The 13,541-nt window shown below is 75.3% G+C and carries 11 protein-coding genes; 6 read left to right on the plus strand and 5 right to left on the minus strand.

Going from position 1 to position 13,541, the window contains the following annotated elements; translation table 11 throughout:
• Positions 1–470: 470 nt before the first annotated feature.
• A complete protein-coding gene (locus ACZ56L_RS22385) occupies positions 471–1,865 on the minus strand; it encodes an MFS transporter (protein WP_471065822.1) in 1,395 nt (464 codons plus the stop codon).
• Between the two features lie 71 nt (positions 1,866–1,936).
• On the opposite strand from ACZ56L_RS22385, the gene ACZ56L_RS22390 reads away from it, so the two are divergent.
• Complete coding sequence (locus tag ACZ56L_RS22390) at positions 1,937–2,923, plus strand: GlxA family transcriptional regulator (protein WP_471065823.1); 987 nt, start codon at positions 1,937–1,939, stop codon at positions 2,921–2,923.
• Positions 2,924–2,945: 22 nt separating this feature from the next.
• Here ACZ56L_RS22390 and ACZ56L_RS22395 read toward each other — a convergent pair whose 3' ends face one another.
• Positions 2,946–3,602, minus strand: a complete 657-nt coding sequence (locus ACZ56L_RS22395; protein ID WP_468689889.1) for a DUF4232 domain-containing protein — start codon at positions 3,600–3,602, stop codon at positions 2,946–2,948.
• A 369-nt stretch (positions 3,603–3,971) separates the two neighbouring features.
• On the opposite strand from ACZ56L_RS22395, the gene ACZ56L_RS22400 reads away from it, so the two are divergent.
• Both ACZ56L_RS22400 and ACZ56L_RS22405 read left to right on the plus strand, forming a co-directional pair.
• The gene (locus tag ACZ56L_RS22400; protein ID WP_471065825.1) at positions 3,972–6,182 is read left to right on the plus strand and encodes a protein kinase domain-containing protein; all 2,211 of its coding nucleotides are present in this window, start codon (positions 3,972–3,974) and stop codon (positions 6,180–6,182) included.
• Between the two features lie 204 nt (positions 6,183–6,386).
• Positions 6,387–7,400, plus strand: coding sequence for a DMT family transporter (locus ACZ56L_RS22405; RefSeq protein WP_471065827.1), 1,014 nt, complete (start codon positions 6,387–6,389; stop codon positions 7,398–7,400).
• Here ACZ56L_RS22405 and ACZ56L_RS22410 read toward each other — a convergent pair.
• Complete coding sequence (locus ACZ56L_RS22410; protein ID WP_345219518.1) at positions 7,357–7,749, minus strand: STAS domain-containing protein; 393 nt, start codon at positions 7,747–7,749, stop codon at positions 7,357–7,359. The genes ACZ56L_RS22405 and ACZ56L_RS22410 overlap by 44 nt on opposite strands.
• A 368-nt stretch (positions 7,750–8,117) precedes the next feature.
• Here ACZ56L_RS22410 and ACZ56L_RS22415 point away from each other — a divergent pair, with 368 nt between their 5' ends.
• Positions 8,118–8,534 (plus strand): STAS domain-containing protein, encoded by a 417-nt coding sequence (locus ACZ56L_RS22415; RefSeq protein WP_345219519.1) that lies wholly within the window; start codon positions 8,118–8,120, stop codon positions 8,532–8,534.
• 39 nt (positions 8,535–8,573) lie between these two features.
• Here the strand turns inward: ACZ56L_RS22415 and ACZ56L_RS22420 are convergent, their stop codons facing one another.
• The gene (locus ACZ56L_RS22420; RefSeq protein WP_345219520.1) at positions 8,574–9,008 is read right to left on the minus strand and encodes an ATP-binding protein; all 435 of its coding nucleotides are present in this window, start codon (positions 9,006–9,008) and stop codon (positions 8,574–8,576) included.
• A gap of 195 nt (positions 9,009–9,203) precedes the next feature.
• Here ACZ56L_RS22420 and ACZ56L_RS22425 point away from each other — a divergent pair, with 195 nt between their 5' ends.
• The gene (locus ACZ56L_RS22425; protein ID WP_471065830.1) at positions 9,204–10,766 is read left to right on the plus strand and encodes a PucR family transcriptional regulator; all 1,563 of its coding nucleotides are present in this window, start codon (positions 9,204–9,206) and stop codon (positions 10,764–10,766) included.
• 151 nt (positions 10,767–10,917) lie between these two features.
• Positions 10,918–11,166 (plus strand): hypothetical protein, encoded by a 249-nt coding sequence (locus ACZ56L_RS22430; RefSeq protein WP_345219522.1) that lies wholly within the window; start codon positions 10,918–10,920, stop codon positions 11,164–11,166.
• Positions 11,167–11,269: 103 nt separating this feature from the next.
• On the opposite strand, the gene ACZ56L_RS22435 is transcribed toward ACZ56L_RS22430, so the two are convergent.
• Positions 11,270–13,438: an MMPL family transporter gene (locus ACZ56L_RS22435; RefSeq protein WP_401759965.1), complete on the minus strand. Its 2,169-nt coding sequence runs from the start codon at positions 13,436–13,438 to the stop codon at positions 11,270–11,272.
• Between the last annotated feature and the right edge of the window lie 103 nt (positions 13,439–13,541).

Genomic DNA, 13,541 nt, shown 5'->3' on the forward strand with positions numbered 1-13,541 from the left:
CAGAACCTCTTTTTGGGGCGCAGTCGACCTAATCGCCGTAGCGGGCATTTCGGGAGCTTTCTCTTCGGCGGTGCAGCCTGCCGGGGTGCAGCTTGCGACGGTACGTCCCGGAGAGCGGGGACACCGGACGCTACGCGGGGAGGCGTGTGCTGACCCCGCAGACGGTGGCGGAGATCAGAGGGTGACGCCGGGCCCGTGAGCGGGTCGCACCGGCGGGAGGGGCCGCCTCAGCAGCCGTGGGCCACGCGGCCGGGAGCCCAGGCGGTGCGCCGGGCGAGGCGCTGGAGATCGGAGATGACAGACATCCGACAGTGCCTCCTTCCGGCCCGACGGCTCCCGGGTCTTCCCTTGTTGAACTGTTCGAAATTAAGTCGCGGCGGGCAGACGGGTCAAGGAACCCGCGGCAACGCGCGGGCACTTCGGTGGAAGCTCCGAGTGGAGCGACGAATACTCCAGGGCGGTGTGTACGTTCATCCGGCCGCCGGGCCGGCCCCCTCTCCCACGGCGGCCCGTCGCAGCCCCCGTATCGCCGGAATCGCGAACAGCGCCACGCAGCCCACCAGGCACACGCCCGCCGACACCAGCAGCAGCCGCGCCGGGGACGCCAGCGCGAGCGCGGGCCCCGCAAGCACCTGACCGAGCGCGATGCCCGACACCGAGCCCGCCAGCTCGTACGCGGAAACCCGGTTGAGGACGGCGGCGGGTGTATGGGTCTGCACGCTCGTCGCCCACATCACCGACCAGAACGCCATCGCCCCGCCCCCGAGCACATGGCCCGTCAGCAGCACCGGCAGCCCCGCGTCCAGCGCCACGCACAGCGGCAGCACGGTGTACAGCGCCATCGCCACCGCCCCGGCGGCCAGCGGCCGCGACGGACGCACCCGCAGCGCCGACAGCCCGCCGAGCACCGTCCCGACCCCCAGGAACGAGACCGCCAGACCGTACGCGTCCGGACCGAGCCGGGACCCGATCAGCCCCGAACTCAGCGGCACCAGCGGGCCGAAGACGAGGACGCCGTAGACCATCCAGATGAGGATCACCGACCACATCCAGGTGCGCGCCCGGAACTCCCGCCAGCCCTGCCGCAGCTCCCGCCGCAGCGAACCGCCGCGCGCGGCGGGGGAGGAGGCGCCCGGGGCGAGGCGGACGAACCCCAGGCACAGGGCGCTGACCACGAAGGTGCCCGCGTCGATCGCGTACACCGTCCCGGCGTTGGTGAGCGCGATCAGCACCCCGGCGACGGCGGGCCCGACCAGATGGGCGAGCGCGTCGGCGACCTTGAGGGTGGCGTTCGCCCGCTGCGGCTCGCGGGCGACCAGCGGGACCATCCCGTTCATCCCCGGCAGGAACATCGCCACGGCCGCGCCGCCGAGCGCCGCCATGGTCACCAGCAGCCAGAACGGAGGCGTCCCGGTGAAGAAGGCGACGGCCAGCACGCCCTGGGTGGCGACCCGTACGAGGTCCGCGCCGACCATCATCCGGCGCGCCCCGAACCGGTCGGCGAGCACCCCGCCGAACAGCACCAGGGCGACGAACGTCCCCGTCCAGGTGCCGAGCACCAGGCCGACCCCGGAGATCCCGTACACGGCGCCGACCGCGAGCGCGGCGGCCACCGGCATCATGGCGTCGCCGAGCTGGGAGATGGTGCGGGCGGTGAAGAAGAGGGTGAAGGGCCGGTCCCACAGCGGGGGACGGCCGGCGGCGGGCGGCCTGCGGCGGAGCGCCGGCTTCCAGCCGTGCGGGGCGCCGTCCGGGGCGCCCCGCGGGCCCGGTTCGCCCTGCCGGTCCGGCCGGCCGGGCCGGTCGGGTCGATGCGCCTGGTCGGGGTGATCCTGGCCGCCTGTCCGGCGTCGCGCGTAAGTCACCCGGTCATAGTGGTTCAGACCAATTGGCGAATCCCAGTGTCCGGAACGACACGATGAGGTACTTTCCCGCCATGTCCCGCCCCTCGACGCCGCCCCGTCCGGCGGCCCCGCACCGGGTCGTCGCCCTGCTGAGCGCCCCGCAGTCGGTGCTCACGCTGGCCTGCGCGGCCGAGGCGTTCGGCGATCACGGCACGGACGTCCCCCGCCGGTACGACTTCGCGGTCTGCGCCGAACACCCGGGCCCCGTCCGCACCCGGGCCGGTTACGACCTCCTGGTCACGGCGGGCCTGGAGGCGCTGGAGGAGGCCGACACCGTGCTCGTCCCCGGCTGGGACCGGCCGCCCGGAACCCCCGTGCCGCCGGCGGTGGCGGACGCGGTCCGCCGGGCGCACCGGCGCGGCGCCCGCGCCGTCAGCATCTGCTCGGGCGCCTTCGTCCTCGCCGCCGCCGGACTCCTCGACGGCCGCCGGGCCGCCACCCACTGGGGGCTCACCTGTGAACTGGCCGACCGCTTCCCACGGGTCCGGGTGGACAAGGCCGTGCTGTACGTGGACCACGGCGACGTCGCCACCAGCGCCGGCGGAGCGGCCGGCCTGGACCTGTGCCTGCACCTGGTGGGCGCCGACCAGGGGGCCGCCTACGCGCGCCGCGTCGCCCGGCACCTGGTGATGCCGCCGCACCGCGAGGGCTGCCAGCTCCAGTACGCCGAACTGCCCGCCCACGCGCCCCGCACCGATTCGCTGGCCCCGCTCCTGGACTGGCTCGCCGCCCGCCTGGACCAGCCGGTCACCGTCGCCGAGATGGCGCTGCACACCCGGCTGTCGCCCCGTACCCTCTCCCGGCGCTTCACCGAACAGCTCGGCATCAGCCCCGGCCGCTGGCTCCTCGACCGCCGCATCGACGCCACCCGCGCCCTGCTGGAGGAGACCGACCTGCCGGTGGAGACCATCGCCCACCGGGTCGGCCTGTCCTCCGCGGCCAACCTGCGCCGCCGCTTCCACGCCGCCCTGCGCACGACCCCGGCGGCCTACCGCAGGGCCTTCCGCGCGAGACCCTGACGCGTCCGGGCCCCCGGCGGCCCTACTGGGCTCCGCCCTGCCCCGCGCTGCCGACCGGGCCGACGGTGACCGGCCTGCCCGAACCGTCCGTCACGGGCAGCGAGGCCGCGCCCGGCCAGGGGAGGGCGACCGGGGTCGTCTCGTCGGGCGGGGTCACCACCAGGCCGGTGACGCGGACCCCCGTGCCGCCGCTGGCATCGGCCGGGTAGTGGATGCCGAAGTACGTCGACTCGCCGCTCTTGAGCGTGCCGGCGACGACCGGCTCACCGGTGCGTTTCGCGGACAGCGTGCCCTCCTCCGTCCTCAGGTCGACGCCGGCGAACCCGGAGATCGCGCAGGGGCCGCTGCCGGTGTTCTTCAGCTCCACGGCGACGGTCCTGTCCTCGTCGCCGCCGACGGTGGCGTCCGTCGCGGTGATCCTCAGTCCGCCGGTACGGCACTTGGCGGCCTTGCCGCCCGTGCCGGACCCGCTCCCGCTCCCCGCGGTGGCGGCGCCGTCCGCCGGGCCGGGGCTCTCGCTCCCGGCGGGGCCGCCCGTGCCCGCCTCCCCGCCCGACGGCGCGTTCGTCGGCGCCGCCGACGGGCCGCCCCGCGCCGCGCCGTCGTCGTTCTGGCAGGCGGTGAGGGACAGGCCGGCGGCGACCGCGAGGGCGGCGAGGGTGAACTTCTGTACGCGCATCGTTTCTTCCTCAGCGTCGGTGGGCGGGGCGTGCCGCCCGGTGGGAACGGCGTCACTGGTCACAAGGAGCCGCCGGGGCCGCCGAATCGTTCCGCCGGACCGGCCCGTCATACAGGGCTGTTACACGCCCCGCCCCTCGGAACGCCCCCGGTTCCCCTTCCCCGTACGGCCAGGGCCGTGGTCCGCGGGAGACCGCCGCCCGGCGGACGCCGGGACGGACCCGTGACACGAGGGTTCTTGACCGCCCGCCCCCGCCCGCCCGCGCACCTTCACGCCACGATCGGAACCCGCCTTGCCCCGCACCCCCGCCGGGCGGCTACTTTGTGGGGCGAAAGGCACATGCACCCACCAGGAGAACGAGAGGCCCCAGTGACGCTGCGCGGAGGTGACCCTGCCGAGATCGGTGGCTATCGGCTGGAGGCACGCCTCGGCTCGGGCGGCATGGGCACGGTCTTCCTCGGCCGTACGGATTCGGGCCGCCCCGTCGCGATCAAGCTGATCCACCAGCAGTACGCCGCCGACGAGGAGTTCCGCATCCGCTTCCGCCAGGAGGTCGCGGCGGCCCGCCGGGTGAGCGGGGCGTTCACCGCCGCCGTCGTCGACGCCGCCCCGGACGCCGAGCAGCCGTGGATGGCGACGACGTACATCGAGGGGCCGACCCTCGCCCAGCGCGTCTCCACCGAGGGCCCGCTGGCCGGCGCTCCCCTGCGGACGCTCGCCATCGGCCTGACCGAGGCGCTGCGCGACATCCACCGGGCGGGCGTCGTGCACCGCGACCTCAAGCCCTCCAACGTCGTCCTCTCGCCCGAGGGCCCGCGCGTCATCGACTTCGGCATCTCCCGCGCCGCCGACCAGCAGACGCTCACCATGACGGGCCGCGTCATAGGGACCCCGCCCTTCATGTCGCCGGAGCAGTTGCAGGACCCGCGCGGGGTCGGACCGCGCTCCGACGTCTTCTCGCTGGGCACGCTGCTGGTGTACGCGGCCACCGGCCAGGGGCCCTTCGACGCGGACAGCCCGTACCTGAGCGCCTATCAGGTCGTGCACGAGGAACCGGCGCTCGGCCCCGTGCCCGCGCTGCTGCGCGCGGTCGTCGAGCCGTGCCTGGCCAAGGAGCCCGAGGGCCGCCCCACCGCGGGTGAACTCCTCGTCCGGCTGCGCGACCTGCCCACGGACCTCGGCGACGCCGCCGCCCCGGCCGCGCCCGCCCGCACCCGCGACACGGCCACCCAGCACCACCCCCCGGCCCGGGACGCCACGGCGCCCGGCCCGGACCCCGTCGCCGAGAAGCCCGCGGGCGGCCGCCTGCGCCGTAGCTGGCGGCCGGTGCTCGCGGCCGCGGTCGCGGTGGCGGCCGTCGGCGGCGGCATCGCCGCGGTGACCACCGACGGCCTCGGCAGCAGGACCGACCCCCGCGACGACGGCCGCAGCCACAGCGTCGCCGCGCCCGGCGTCCCCCTCCCCAAGGGCTTCACCCCCTGGAGGACCACCGTGCGGGGCGGCCGCGAGGACATCCCGGACGAACTGCGCTGCATCGCCCGGGGCGACACCCTGTTCTGCGGGGGCGGCGGCGTCCTCGCGACCCGCATCAGGAGCGCCGACGGCAGCCGCGTGTGGACGCGCACGAGCCCGGGCGTCCCCGTACAGGGCATGCACCTGGTCGGCGCCACCGCCGACACGGTGCTCGGCTACCGCATCTCCGACCGGTACCCGAAGGGCGAAGTGGTGGCCCTCGACGCGGACAACGGCCGCGAACGGTGGTCCGCGCCCTCCGGCGCCCAGTCCATGGCCGTCACCGGCCGCTCGCAGGACGCGGTGCTGATGGGCTCCTCCGTGGTCACGGTCGACGCCGCCAATACCCGCTTCGAGGCCCGCGACGCGCGCAGCGGCAGGCTCGCCTGGACGACGCCGTTCCCCGCGCGCACCCAGTGCTCGCCGGTCCCGGCCGGCCCGCACCTGTACGCGATGTGTGCGCCCAGCGCGGAGATCGACGACGTCGAGGTGCGCCACCCCACCCTGCGCCCGCTCGACCGGGCCTCCGGCGTCCCCGGCCGGCCGGTCGCCGTCGACGGACCCGCCGTGCCGATGGGCGTGGCCGCCGGCCGGCTGGTCCTCCTCCAGGTCCACCTGCGGGGCCCGGCCATGGCGGGCTACGAGGGTGTGGCCCGCTTCGACCCGGCCACCCGCCGGGTGACGTACAGCCGCCTGCCCGAGCCCGTCGAGGGCACGCCGGGCATGGCCGACGGCACGGTGTACGTCAGCGGGCAGACCGGCCGGGTCACGGCGCTCGACCCCCTGACGGGCCGCCGGAAATGGGTGCGGCAGACCAGCGTCGAGGGCGCCTCGGGCCCCGTCGCCGGACTCGGCGCGCTCTACTTCAGCTCCGCCACCGGCCGGGTCGTCGCCCTCTCCCCGCACGACGGGACCGTCCTGTGGACCACCGGCCCGCAGGCCGACGGACTCACCGGCGAACAGGGCGCGAGCCCCCGGGCGGCCGTCGCGGGACGCGCCCTGGTCGTGGCCGCCGCGCGGAACACCCTCGTGGCCTTCGACACCCGCAGGCCCCCGGCCACGGGCTGAGGGCCGCCGGGGGCCGGGCCGCGAACGTGACGGGCGGCCCGTCGATCGCGCGCCGCCGTCCGGCGGGCCCGCGACCCGCCCGCGCCCGCCGCGGAGGTCTCGGCTACAAAGAACAGTCGGTCCGGCGCGGGCCCGGACGCCTCCGCACGGGTGTCCCGGGCCCCGGCGTGCCGCGCCAGAACCACTCTTCGGAGGTCGTCCGCCATGCCCACCGCCACATCCCCCTGGCTGCTGCTCGCCGTCTTCTCCGGAGCCCTGATCTCCCTCCAGTCCCGCCTCACCGGAGGACTCGCCGCCGGCCTCGGCGGCGACGGATTCGCCGCGGCCGTGCTCTCCTTCGGCTCCGGGCTCCTCGTGCTGGCCCTCGGGCTCTGCGCGGTGCGCACGGCCCGGCGCGGCGTCACGCGCGTCGTCCGGGACGTCCGCGCCCGGCGGCTGCGCCCGTGGCAGGTGCTGGGCGGCTTCGGCGGGGCGGCCTTCGTGCTCACCCAGGGGCTGACCGTCGGCGTGCTCGGAGTTGCCCTGTTCAGCGTGGCGGTCGTCGCGGGCCAGGTCGCGGGCGGGCTGGTCTTCGACCGCGTCGGGCTCGGCCCGGCCGGACCGCAACGGCCCACCCGGCGCCGGGTCGTCGGCGCGCTCCTCGTGCTGGCGGCCGTCGTCCTGTCGGTGGCCGACAAGCTCGGCGGGAACCTGCCGTACGCGGCGCTCGTGCTGCCGCTGGTGGCCGGGGTGTGCGTGAGCTGGCAGCAGGCCGTCAACGGACATGTGCGCGACGCGTCCGGGTCCGCGTACACCGGCACGTTCTTCAACTTCCTCGCCGGTACGGGTGCGCTGGCCGTCGTCTTCCTGGTGCACGCCGCGCTCGCGGGCCTTCCGCACCGGCTGCCCTCCGAGCCGTACCTCTATCTCGGCGGACTCGTCGGGATCGCGTTCATCTCGATCGCGGTCGCCGCCGTGCGGAAGCTGGGGGTCCTGCTGCTGGGACTGTGCACGATCACCGGCCAACTGGCCGGCTCCCTCGCCCTCGACCTGCTGCTGCCGCACGGCGGCACCGAGGTCACCGCCGCCACCGTCGCCGGCATCGCCCTGGCGCTGGTGGCCGTCACGGTCGCCGCGCTCCCTGGCGGCGGCCCCGGCAGGGTCGTCACCGGCGGGGCGCCCGCGCCCCGCGGGGCTACGACAGCTTCCGAGCCGTCTCCAGATCGTCCACGAGGTTGAGGTAGGCGTCGGCCCGCGAGATCTCGAACAGGCGCAGCACCGACGGCGAGAGCGGTCCGGCGATCGCCAGCGCGCCGCCCCGCGCCTCCAGCGTCCGGTGCGCGGTGAGCAGGGCGTGCAGCACGGAGGAGTCGGCGAACGTCACCGCGGCCAGATCGACGACCACCAGCGGATCGTCGCCCGCCGTCGCCTGCCGCAGCCGCTCGCCGAAGGCGTCGGAGCTGTCCCAGTCCAGGTCGCCCGACGCGCTCACCACGGGCGCGGACGCTGCCGTCCCTTCCGTCCCCGGCCTGCCGCGGCCCGTCCGGGTCGCGGCAGGTCCGTCGTTCGGAGAAGTGCTTCGCTCCATGAGGAGAGAATACGGCCCCCGCCGCCGGTCCCGGGCGGCGTCCCCGCCCGGCGGGGGAGGCCGCGCGGAACCGAACACCCTTGCAGAGGTGGAGGAATGACCGTCGAGTTACACCCGATCGTGTGATCATCCCATGCTGTTTCACGGGTACCGGTGCATGGGAAGCTGGTGCGGCCGGTGCTCCCCGGACAGGTGTGCCGGGGCGGCGGACGACCCCGGAGGGTGCGCCTCCGCGGCGCCGACCGGCCGCTCCACCCCCTCGCATCGAAAGACGGATGCGCGTCCTGGCCATGCTCACACCGGAAGGCGGAGTGCACGAACGTCTGCGCGATGTGGTGATGAACGCACAACAAGGAATGAGCGACCCGATGCCGGGTGAAGCCTTGATGCCGGGTGAGAAGGACAGCGCCTACCGCCTGAGTGTCACCATGGGTGCGGGCTGCTGCACCGTACGCCTCACGGGCAGCGTGGACTGGCAGTCCGCGCCCACGCTCCAGCTCGCGCTGATCCGGGCGGCCCTCGCCGCGAGCGGCTCCGTCCGGGTGGACCTGAGCGATCTGGTGTTCGCCGACTCCTCGTTCCTGCACCTGATGCTCGACATACAGCGGCACTGCCGGGCGCGGGGCAGCCGGCTGGGGATCGACAGCCGGCTGCGACCGGTGGTGAAGCGCCTCTTCGAGCTCACCGGGGCCCACTGCTACTTCGACTTCGCCGACCAGTCCCTCGCCCCGGCGGTCCCGCACCCCGCCCCACCGGCCCTTCCGCCGGACCCCGCCGCGGGCTGAGCACGGACCGCACCCCCCTCGTCCCGTCGCGGCCCCCGGTCAGCCGAGCGGCAGCCGTACGGTCACGGTCTTGCCGCCGCCCCCGGGGTGCACCCGCACCGCGGTCTCCGTGGCGACCGTCTGCACGAGCGCCCAGCCGAAGCCTCCCGGACCCACCCGCACCCCGGTGGGCGCGACCGGCGGCTCCGGGCTGCGGTCGTCGGCCTCCAGGAGCAGCACGTCCCCCTCGACGCGGGCCGCGAACCGGGTGAGCCCGCCGCCGTGCCGATGCGCGTTGCTGACGAGTTCGGAGCAGGCCAGCAGCGCGTCCTGCAGCCTGGTGGCGAAGGCGTCCCCGACCGGTGCCTGCGCGTACGCGGCGGCCCACGCGGTCATCAACTTCCGTACCTGCTCACGCGCCTGGGCCGCCCGCAGACCCCGGGCGGATTCGAGGTGCATGTCGACGGCGAGGCCGTCGTCGTGTGCGTCGGACATCCCGACGGTCCTTCCCCACATCACTCTCAGCCACTGGCATTGCGTCGGCCCGGCGCACTCCCTTCCGCCTTCCGCGCGCACGGGGTCGTCGACGTTCCCTGCATGGTCTCAGAGTCCGCGCCGCCGTGGGCAACGAGATCCGCCCCGGCCGCCGCTGAGAGACTGGGCCCCCGCAGAGATCCCGAAGGAGCACGCATGGACGCCAGGGCCCTGGGCGACCTGATCGACGTCGTCCGCAGCCCGGCGCTGCGCTTGCTCGCCGTGCCGCGCGACGGCGCCGTGCGGATCACCGAGGTGCTGCTGTACGACGCCCACGCCCCGCTCCCGGCCGCCCCCGGCGCCCTGCTGCTGGCGGTCGGCGTGCGGCCGGGCGACGCGGGGCCGCTCGTGCGGGAGGCCGCCGCGGCCGCGATGGCCGGTGTCCTGGTCCGGGGCGCCGAGAACGCGCCGGTCGCGGAGGCCCAGGCGTACGGCGTGGCCCTGCTGTCCGTCGAGGAGGGCGTGGCCTGGCACCACGTCCACCTCACCTTGGCCTCGGCGATCGAGGCGCGGCCCGCCCGCGGCGACGGCCTCGCCGACCTGTTCGCCCTGGCCGGGGCCATCGCCACGGCGACCGGCGGGGCGACCAGCCTGGAGGACCCGCACCAGCGGATCCTGGCCTACTCCACCGTGCCCGGACAGGCCGTCGACGAGGACCGGCGGCAGGGCATCCTCGGCCTCCAGGTCCCCGAAGGCCTGGCGAACGCCGCCCAGTACCGGGCGGTGTTCGCCGCGTCGGGCCCCGTGCGGCTGCCCGCGCTGACCGACGGCGACCTGCCGAGGCTCGCCGTCGCGGTACGGGCCGGGGACGAGCCCCTGGGCTCCGTCTGGGTCGTCGACGACGGGACGCTGGCCGCCGACGCCGAGAAGACCCTCATCCAGGGCGCGTCCACCGCCGCCCTGCTCCTGCTGCGCGCCCGCGCCGCCGAGGAACTGGCCCGCCACCGCGACACCGAGCTGCTGCGCAGGCTGCTGGACGGCACCGCGGAACCCGAGGACGCGACCCGCCTGCTGGGGGCGGGCCCGGTCCGCGTCGCCGCGTTCGCACCGGCGGACACCGGCAGCGCCCCGGACGGCGAGTGGACCTCGCTGCGGTTGCTGGACCTCGTACGCCTCCAGTGCGCGGCCCGCAGCGGCCGGCACGCCTGCGTCCGCGTCGACGGGGTGGTGTACGCACTGCTGGCCGCGTCCGGCGACGCCGAGCAGCACCGGCGGCTCGCCGAGGACATCGTGCACCGGGCCGGGCAGGCGCTGCGCGTTCCGGTACGGGCGGCGCTCGGCCCCGTCGCGCCCGGACCCGGCGGCGTACCCGGCTCGCGGGCGGACGCCGACCTGGTGCTGCGGCTGCTGCACGACGGGCTGCCGGTGGCCACGGTCGACGAGGTGCGCGCCCGGGTGACGCTGCTGCGGCTCGCCGCCGTGCTCCGCGAGGACCCCGGGCTCCGGGCGGGGGACTGGCAGCGGATCGTGGCGGCGGACGCCGAGCAGGGCACCGAGTACGCCCGCACGCTGGCCGCCTGGCTGGACGCGGGCTGCGACGTGGCGCGGGCGTCCAAGGAGCTCTCGGTGCACCCCAACACCTGCCGCTACCGCCTCAAGCAGGCCGGCCGGCAGTTCGGCGCCGACCTCCAGGACCCCGACCGGCGCCTCGTGCTGTGGCTGCACCTGCGGACCCTGGGGGGCTTCGACCACCCACGAGCCGGGCGGCCGAGCGTTTGAGGTGAACGGGCGGAGGCGCACCTTGAGGTGAACGGGCGGGGGGCGCACGAGGACGGCATCGCGCCGCTCGCCGAGCCGGGTCCGCAGCAGCGCACGGCCCCGCGAGCGCGTCCCGGGTGCCGTGCGGTGCGCGGCGGCTTAGATTGCGGGCATGGCTACCGAGCGCTTCACGATCTACCTGGTGCCCGAGCACGTCGAGGGGCACCCCGCCACCGTGCAGGAGACGGCCGTCCGCGCGGAGGAGGTCACCGCCACCGGCGAGACCGGCTCCTCCGGCTACCCGCGCTACGCGGGCGGCGGCCTGGTGGCGGACATCGACGCCGCGACACCGGCGGTCGAGGCACTGCTGGTCGACGGCTCGGAGCTGGACTACGGGCTGCGCGCGGTGATCCTGCCGTAGGAGCGGGCGTCACGCGCGGACGCCCCGGACACCGGTCGCAGAACCGGGGCCGGGGCGCCGCTTCCATACGCGTACGGAGCACGGGTACGCCTACGGGTGCGGATCAGACGCGGACCGCATCGCGCTCCTCGGCCCCGGTGCCCGTGTCCTTGCCCGTCGCCGCGTCCAGGCTCGCGCCCTCGATGTCGAGGTCGGGCAGGGCCCGCTGGAGCGGGCGCGGCAGCCACCAGGCCGCCCGGCCGAGCAGGGTCATCACCGCGGGGACGAGCGTCATCCGTACGACGAACGCGTCCACGACCACGCCGACCGCCAGCGCGAAGCCGATCGACTTGATGATCGGGTCGTCGAGCAGCACGAACCCGCCGAACACCGCCGTCATGATCAGCGCGGCGGCGGTCACCACCCGGGCGTTGTGGCCGACGCCGCCGACCACCGCGTCGCGGGCGGGCGTGCCGTGCACGAAGTCCTCGCGCATCCGGGAGACGAGGAAGACCTCGTAGTCCATGGCCAGGCCGAAGAGGATGCCGATGAGCAGGATCGGCAGGAAGCTGACCAGCGGGCCGGGCGTGTCGATGCCGAGGAGGTCCGCCAGGTGGCCCTGCTGGAAGATGGCGACCGTGATGCCGAAGGTCGCGCCGACGGTGAGCAGGAAGCCGAGCGCCGCCTTCAGCGGCACCAGCACCGAGCGGAACACCAGCATCAGCAGCAGCACCGAGAGGCCCACGACGAGGCCGAGGTAGACCGGCATCGCGTCCGACAGCTTCTCCGAGACGTCGATGCCGAGCGCGGTGACACCGGTCAGCGCGATGTCCACGCCCTTGACCTGGTCGACCTTGTCGCGGATGGCGTGCACCGCGTCCTCGGTGGCCACGTCGGTGGGACCGGCCTTCGGGATCACGGGGAGCAGGGCGGTGGTGCCCGCCTTGTTGAACTGCGGCTGGGCGACGGCGACGACACCGGGGGTGTCCTGGATGAGCCCGGCGGCCTGGGCGGTCGCGGCCCTGGTCTGCGCCGGGTCGTCGGAGGAGACCACCGCGAGCAGCCGCCCGTTGAAGCCGGGGCCGAAGCCCTCGCTGGTCAGGTCGTACGCCTTGCGGGCGGGGGAGTCCACGGCGGCCGTGCCCGCGTCGGGCAGCGCGAGCCGCATGTCCTGCGCGGGCAGGGCGAGCGCGCCGAGACCGGCGATGCCGACGACCAGCAGCGGAATGCGCAGCCGGGCGACCAGGCGGCCCCAGCGGAAGCCGAACGGCTCCGTGCGCTGCGGGGCGGGCTGCCCCTTGCGCAGCCGGCGCGGCAGCACCTTCTCGCCCGCGAAGCCGAGCGCGGCGGGCAGCAGGGTGAGCGCGACGAGCACGGCGACCAGGACGGTTCCGGCGGCGGCCAGGCCCATGACGCTCAGGAACGGAATGCCGACGACCGACAGGCCCACCAGGGCGATGACGACGGTCGCGCCCGCGAAGACCACGGCGGAGCCGGCGGTTCCGGTGGCCCGGCCGACGGCCTCCTCGCCGTCCAGGCCCTCGGCGAGGTACTGGCGGTAGCGGGAGGTGATGAAGAGGGAGTAGTCGATGCCGACGGCCAGCCCCAGCATCAGCGCGAGGACGGGCGCGGTGCTGGTCAGTTCGACGGTGCTGCTGAGCGCGAAGAGCCCGGCCATGCCCGCGCCGACCCCGATCAGGGCATTGAGCAGGGTCATGCCTGCCGCGACGAGCGAGCCGAAGGTGACCACGAGGACCACGGCCGCGACCGCGACGCCGATCGCCTCGGTCGAGCCGACCTCGACCTTGGCGGTCATCACCTCGCCGCCGTGCTCGACGGTCAGCCCCTTCGCGGAGGCGCCGGCCTTCTCGTAGGCGGTGCGTTCGGCGTCGGTGACGTCCTCGGCGCTCTTGTCGAACTGCACCTGGACCAGGGCGTACCGCAGGTCGGGGGAGAGGGCCTTCGCCTGGAAGGGGTCGATCGCGCCCAGCACGCCGGGCACGTCCTTGGCCTCGGCCACGACCGGGGCGACCCGGGCCGGGGTGAGCTTCTCGCCCTCGGGAGCGGCCACCACGATCGTGCCGGTCGTCCCGCTCGCCTCGGGGAACTCCTCCTTGAGCGAGGTCAGGGCACGCTGCGACTCGGTGCCCGGCATGGTGAACTTGTCGGTCGTCTGGCCGTGGAAGAGCAGGGCCAGGGTGCCGAGCAGGGCGAGCAGGACCAGCCAGCCGGCGGCTATGCGGCCCCGGCGGCGGAAGGAGAACCGGCCGAGCCGGTAGAGCAGGGATGCCATGCGGAGGTGTGACTCCTGGTTCGGTACGGCCACGAGGGGCGTTCGGTGCGGAGGGGGGAGGAGGTCGGGGCGGGCGCGCGGGGGGCGTGGGTCGCGTGGGTCG

Source organism: Streptomyces sp. NPDC039736 (assembly GCF_055596485.1).

Excerpts from the sequence above, each read along its gene's own strand:
- ACZ56L_RS22390 (WP_471065823.1), top strand. The coding sequence starts at position 1,937 with ATGTCCCGCCCCTCGACGCCGCCCCGTCCGGCGGCCCCGCACCGGGTC.
- ACZ56L_RS22395 (WP_468689889.1), bottom strand. The coding sequence starts at position 3,602 with ATGCGCGTACAGAAGTTCACCCTCGCCGCCCTCGCGGTCGCCGCCGGC.
- ACZ56L_RS22405 (WP_471065827.1), top strand. The coding sequence starts at position 6,387 with ATGCCCACCGCCACATCCCCCTGGCTGCTGCTCGCCGTCTTCTCCGGA.
- ACZ56L_RS22410 (WP_345219518.1), bottom strand. The coding sequence starts at position 7,749 with ATGGAGCGAAGCACTTCTCCGAACGACGGACCTGCCGCGACCCGGACG.
- ACZ56L_RS22415 (WP_345219519.1), top strand. The coding sequence starts at position 8,118 with ATGCCGGGTGAAGCCTTGATGCCGGGTGAGAAGGACAGCGCCTACCGC.
- ACZ56L_RS22420 (WP_345219520.1), bottom strand. The coding sequence starts at position 9,008 with ATGTCCGACGCACACGACGACGGCCTCGCCGTCGACATGCACCTCGAA.
- ACZ56L_RS22425 (WP_471065830.1), top strand. The coding sequence starts at position 9,204 with ATGGACGCCAGGGCCCTGGGCGACCTGATCGACGTCGTCCGCAGCCCG.
- ACZ56L_RS22430 (WP_345219522.1), top strand. The coding sequence starts at position 10,918 with ATGGCTACCGAGCGCTTCACGATCTACCTGGTGCCCGAGCACGTCGAG.
- ACZ56L_RS22435 (WP_401759965.1), bottom strand. The coding sequence starts at position 13,438 with ATGGCATCCCTGCTCTACCGGCTCGGCCGGTTCTCCTTCCGCCGCCGG.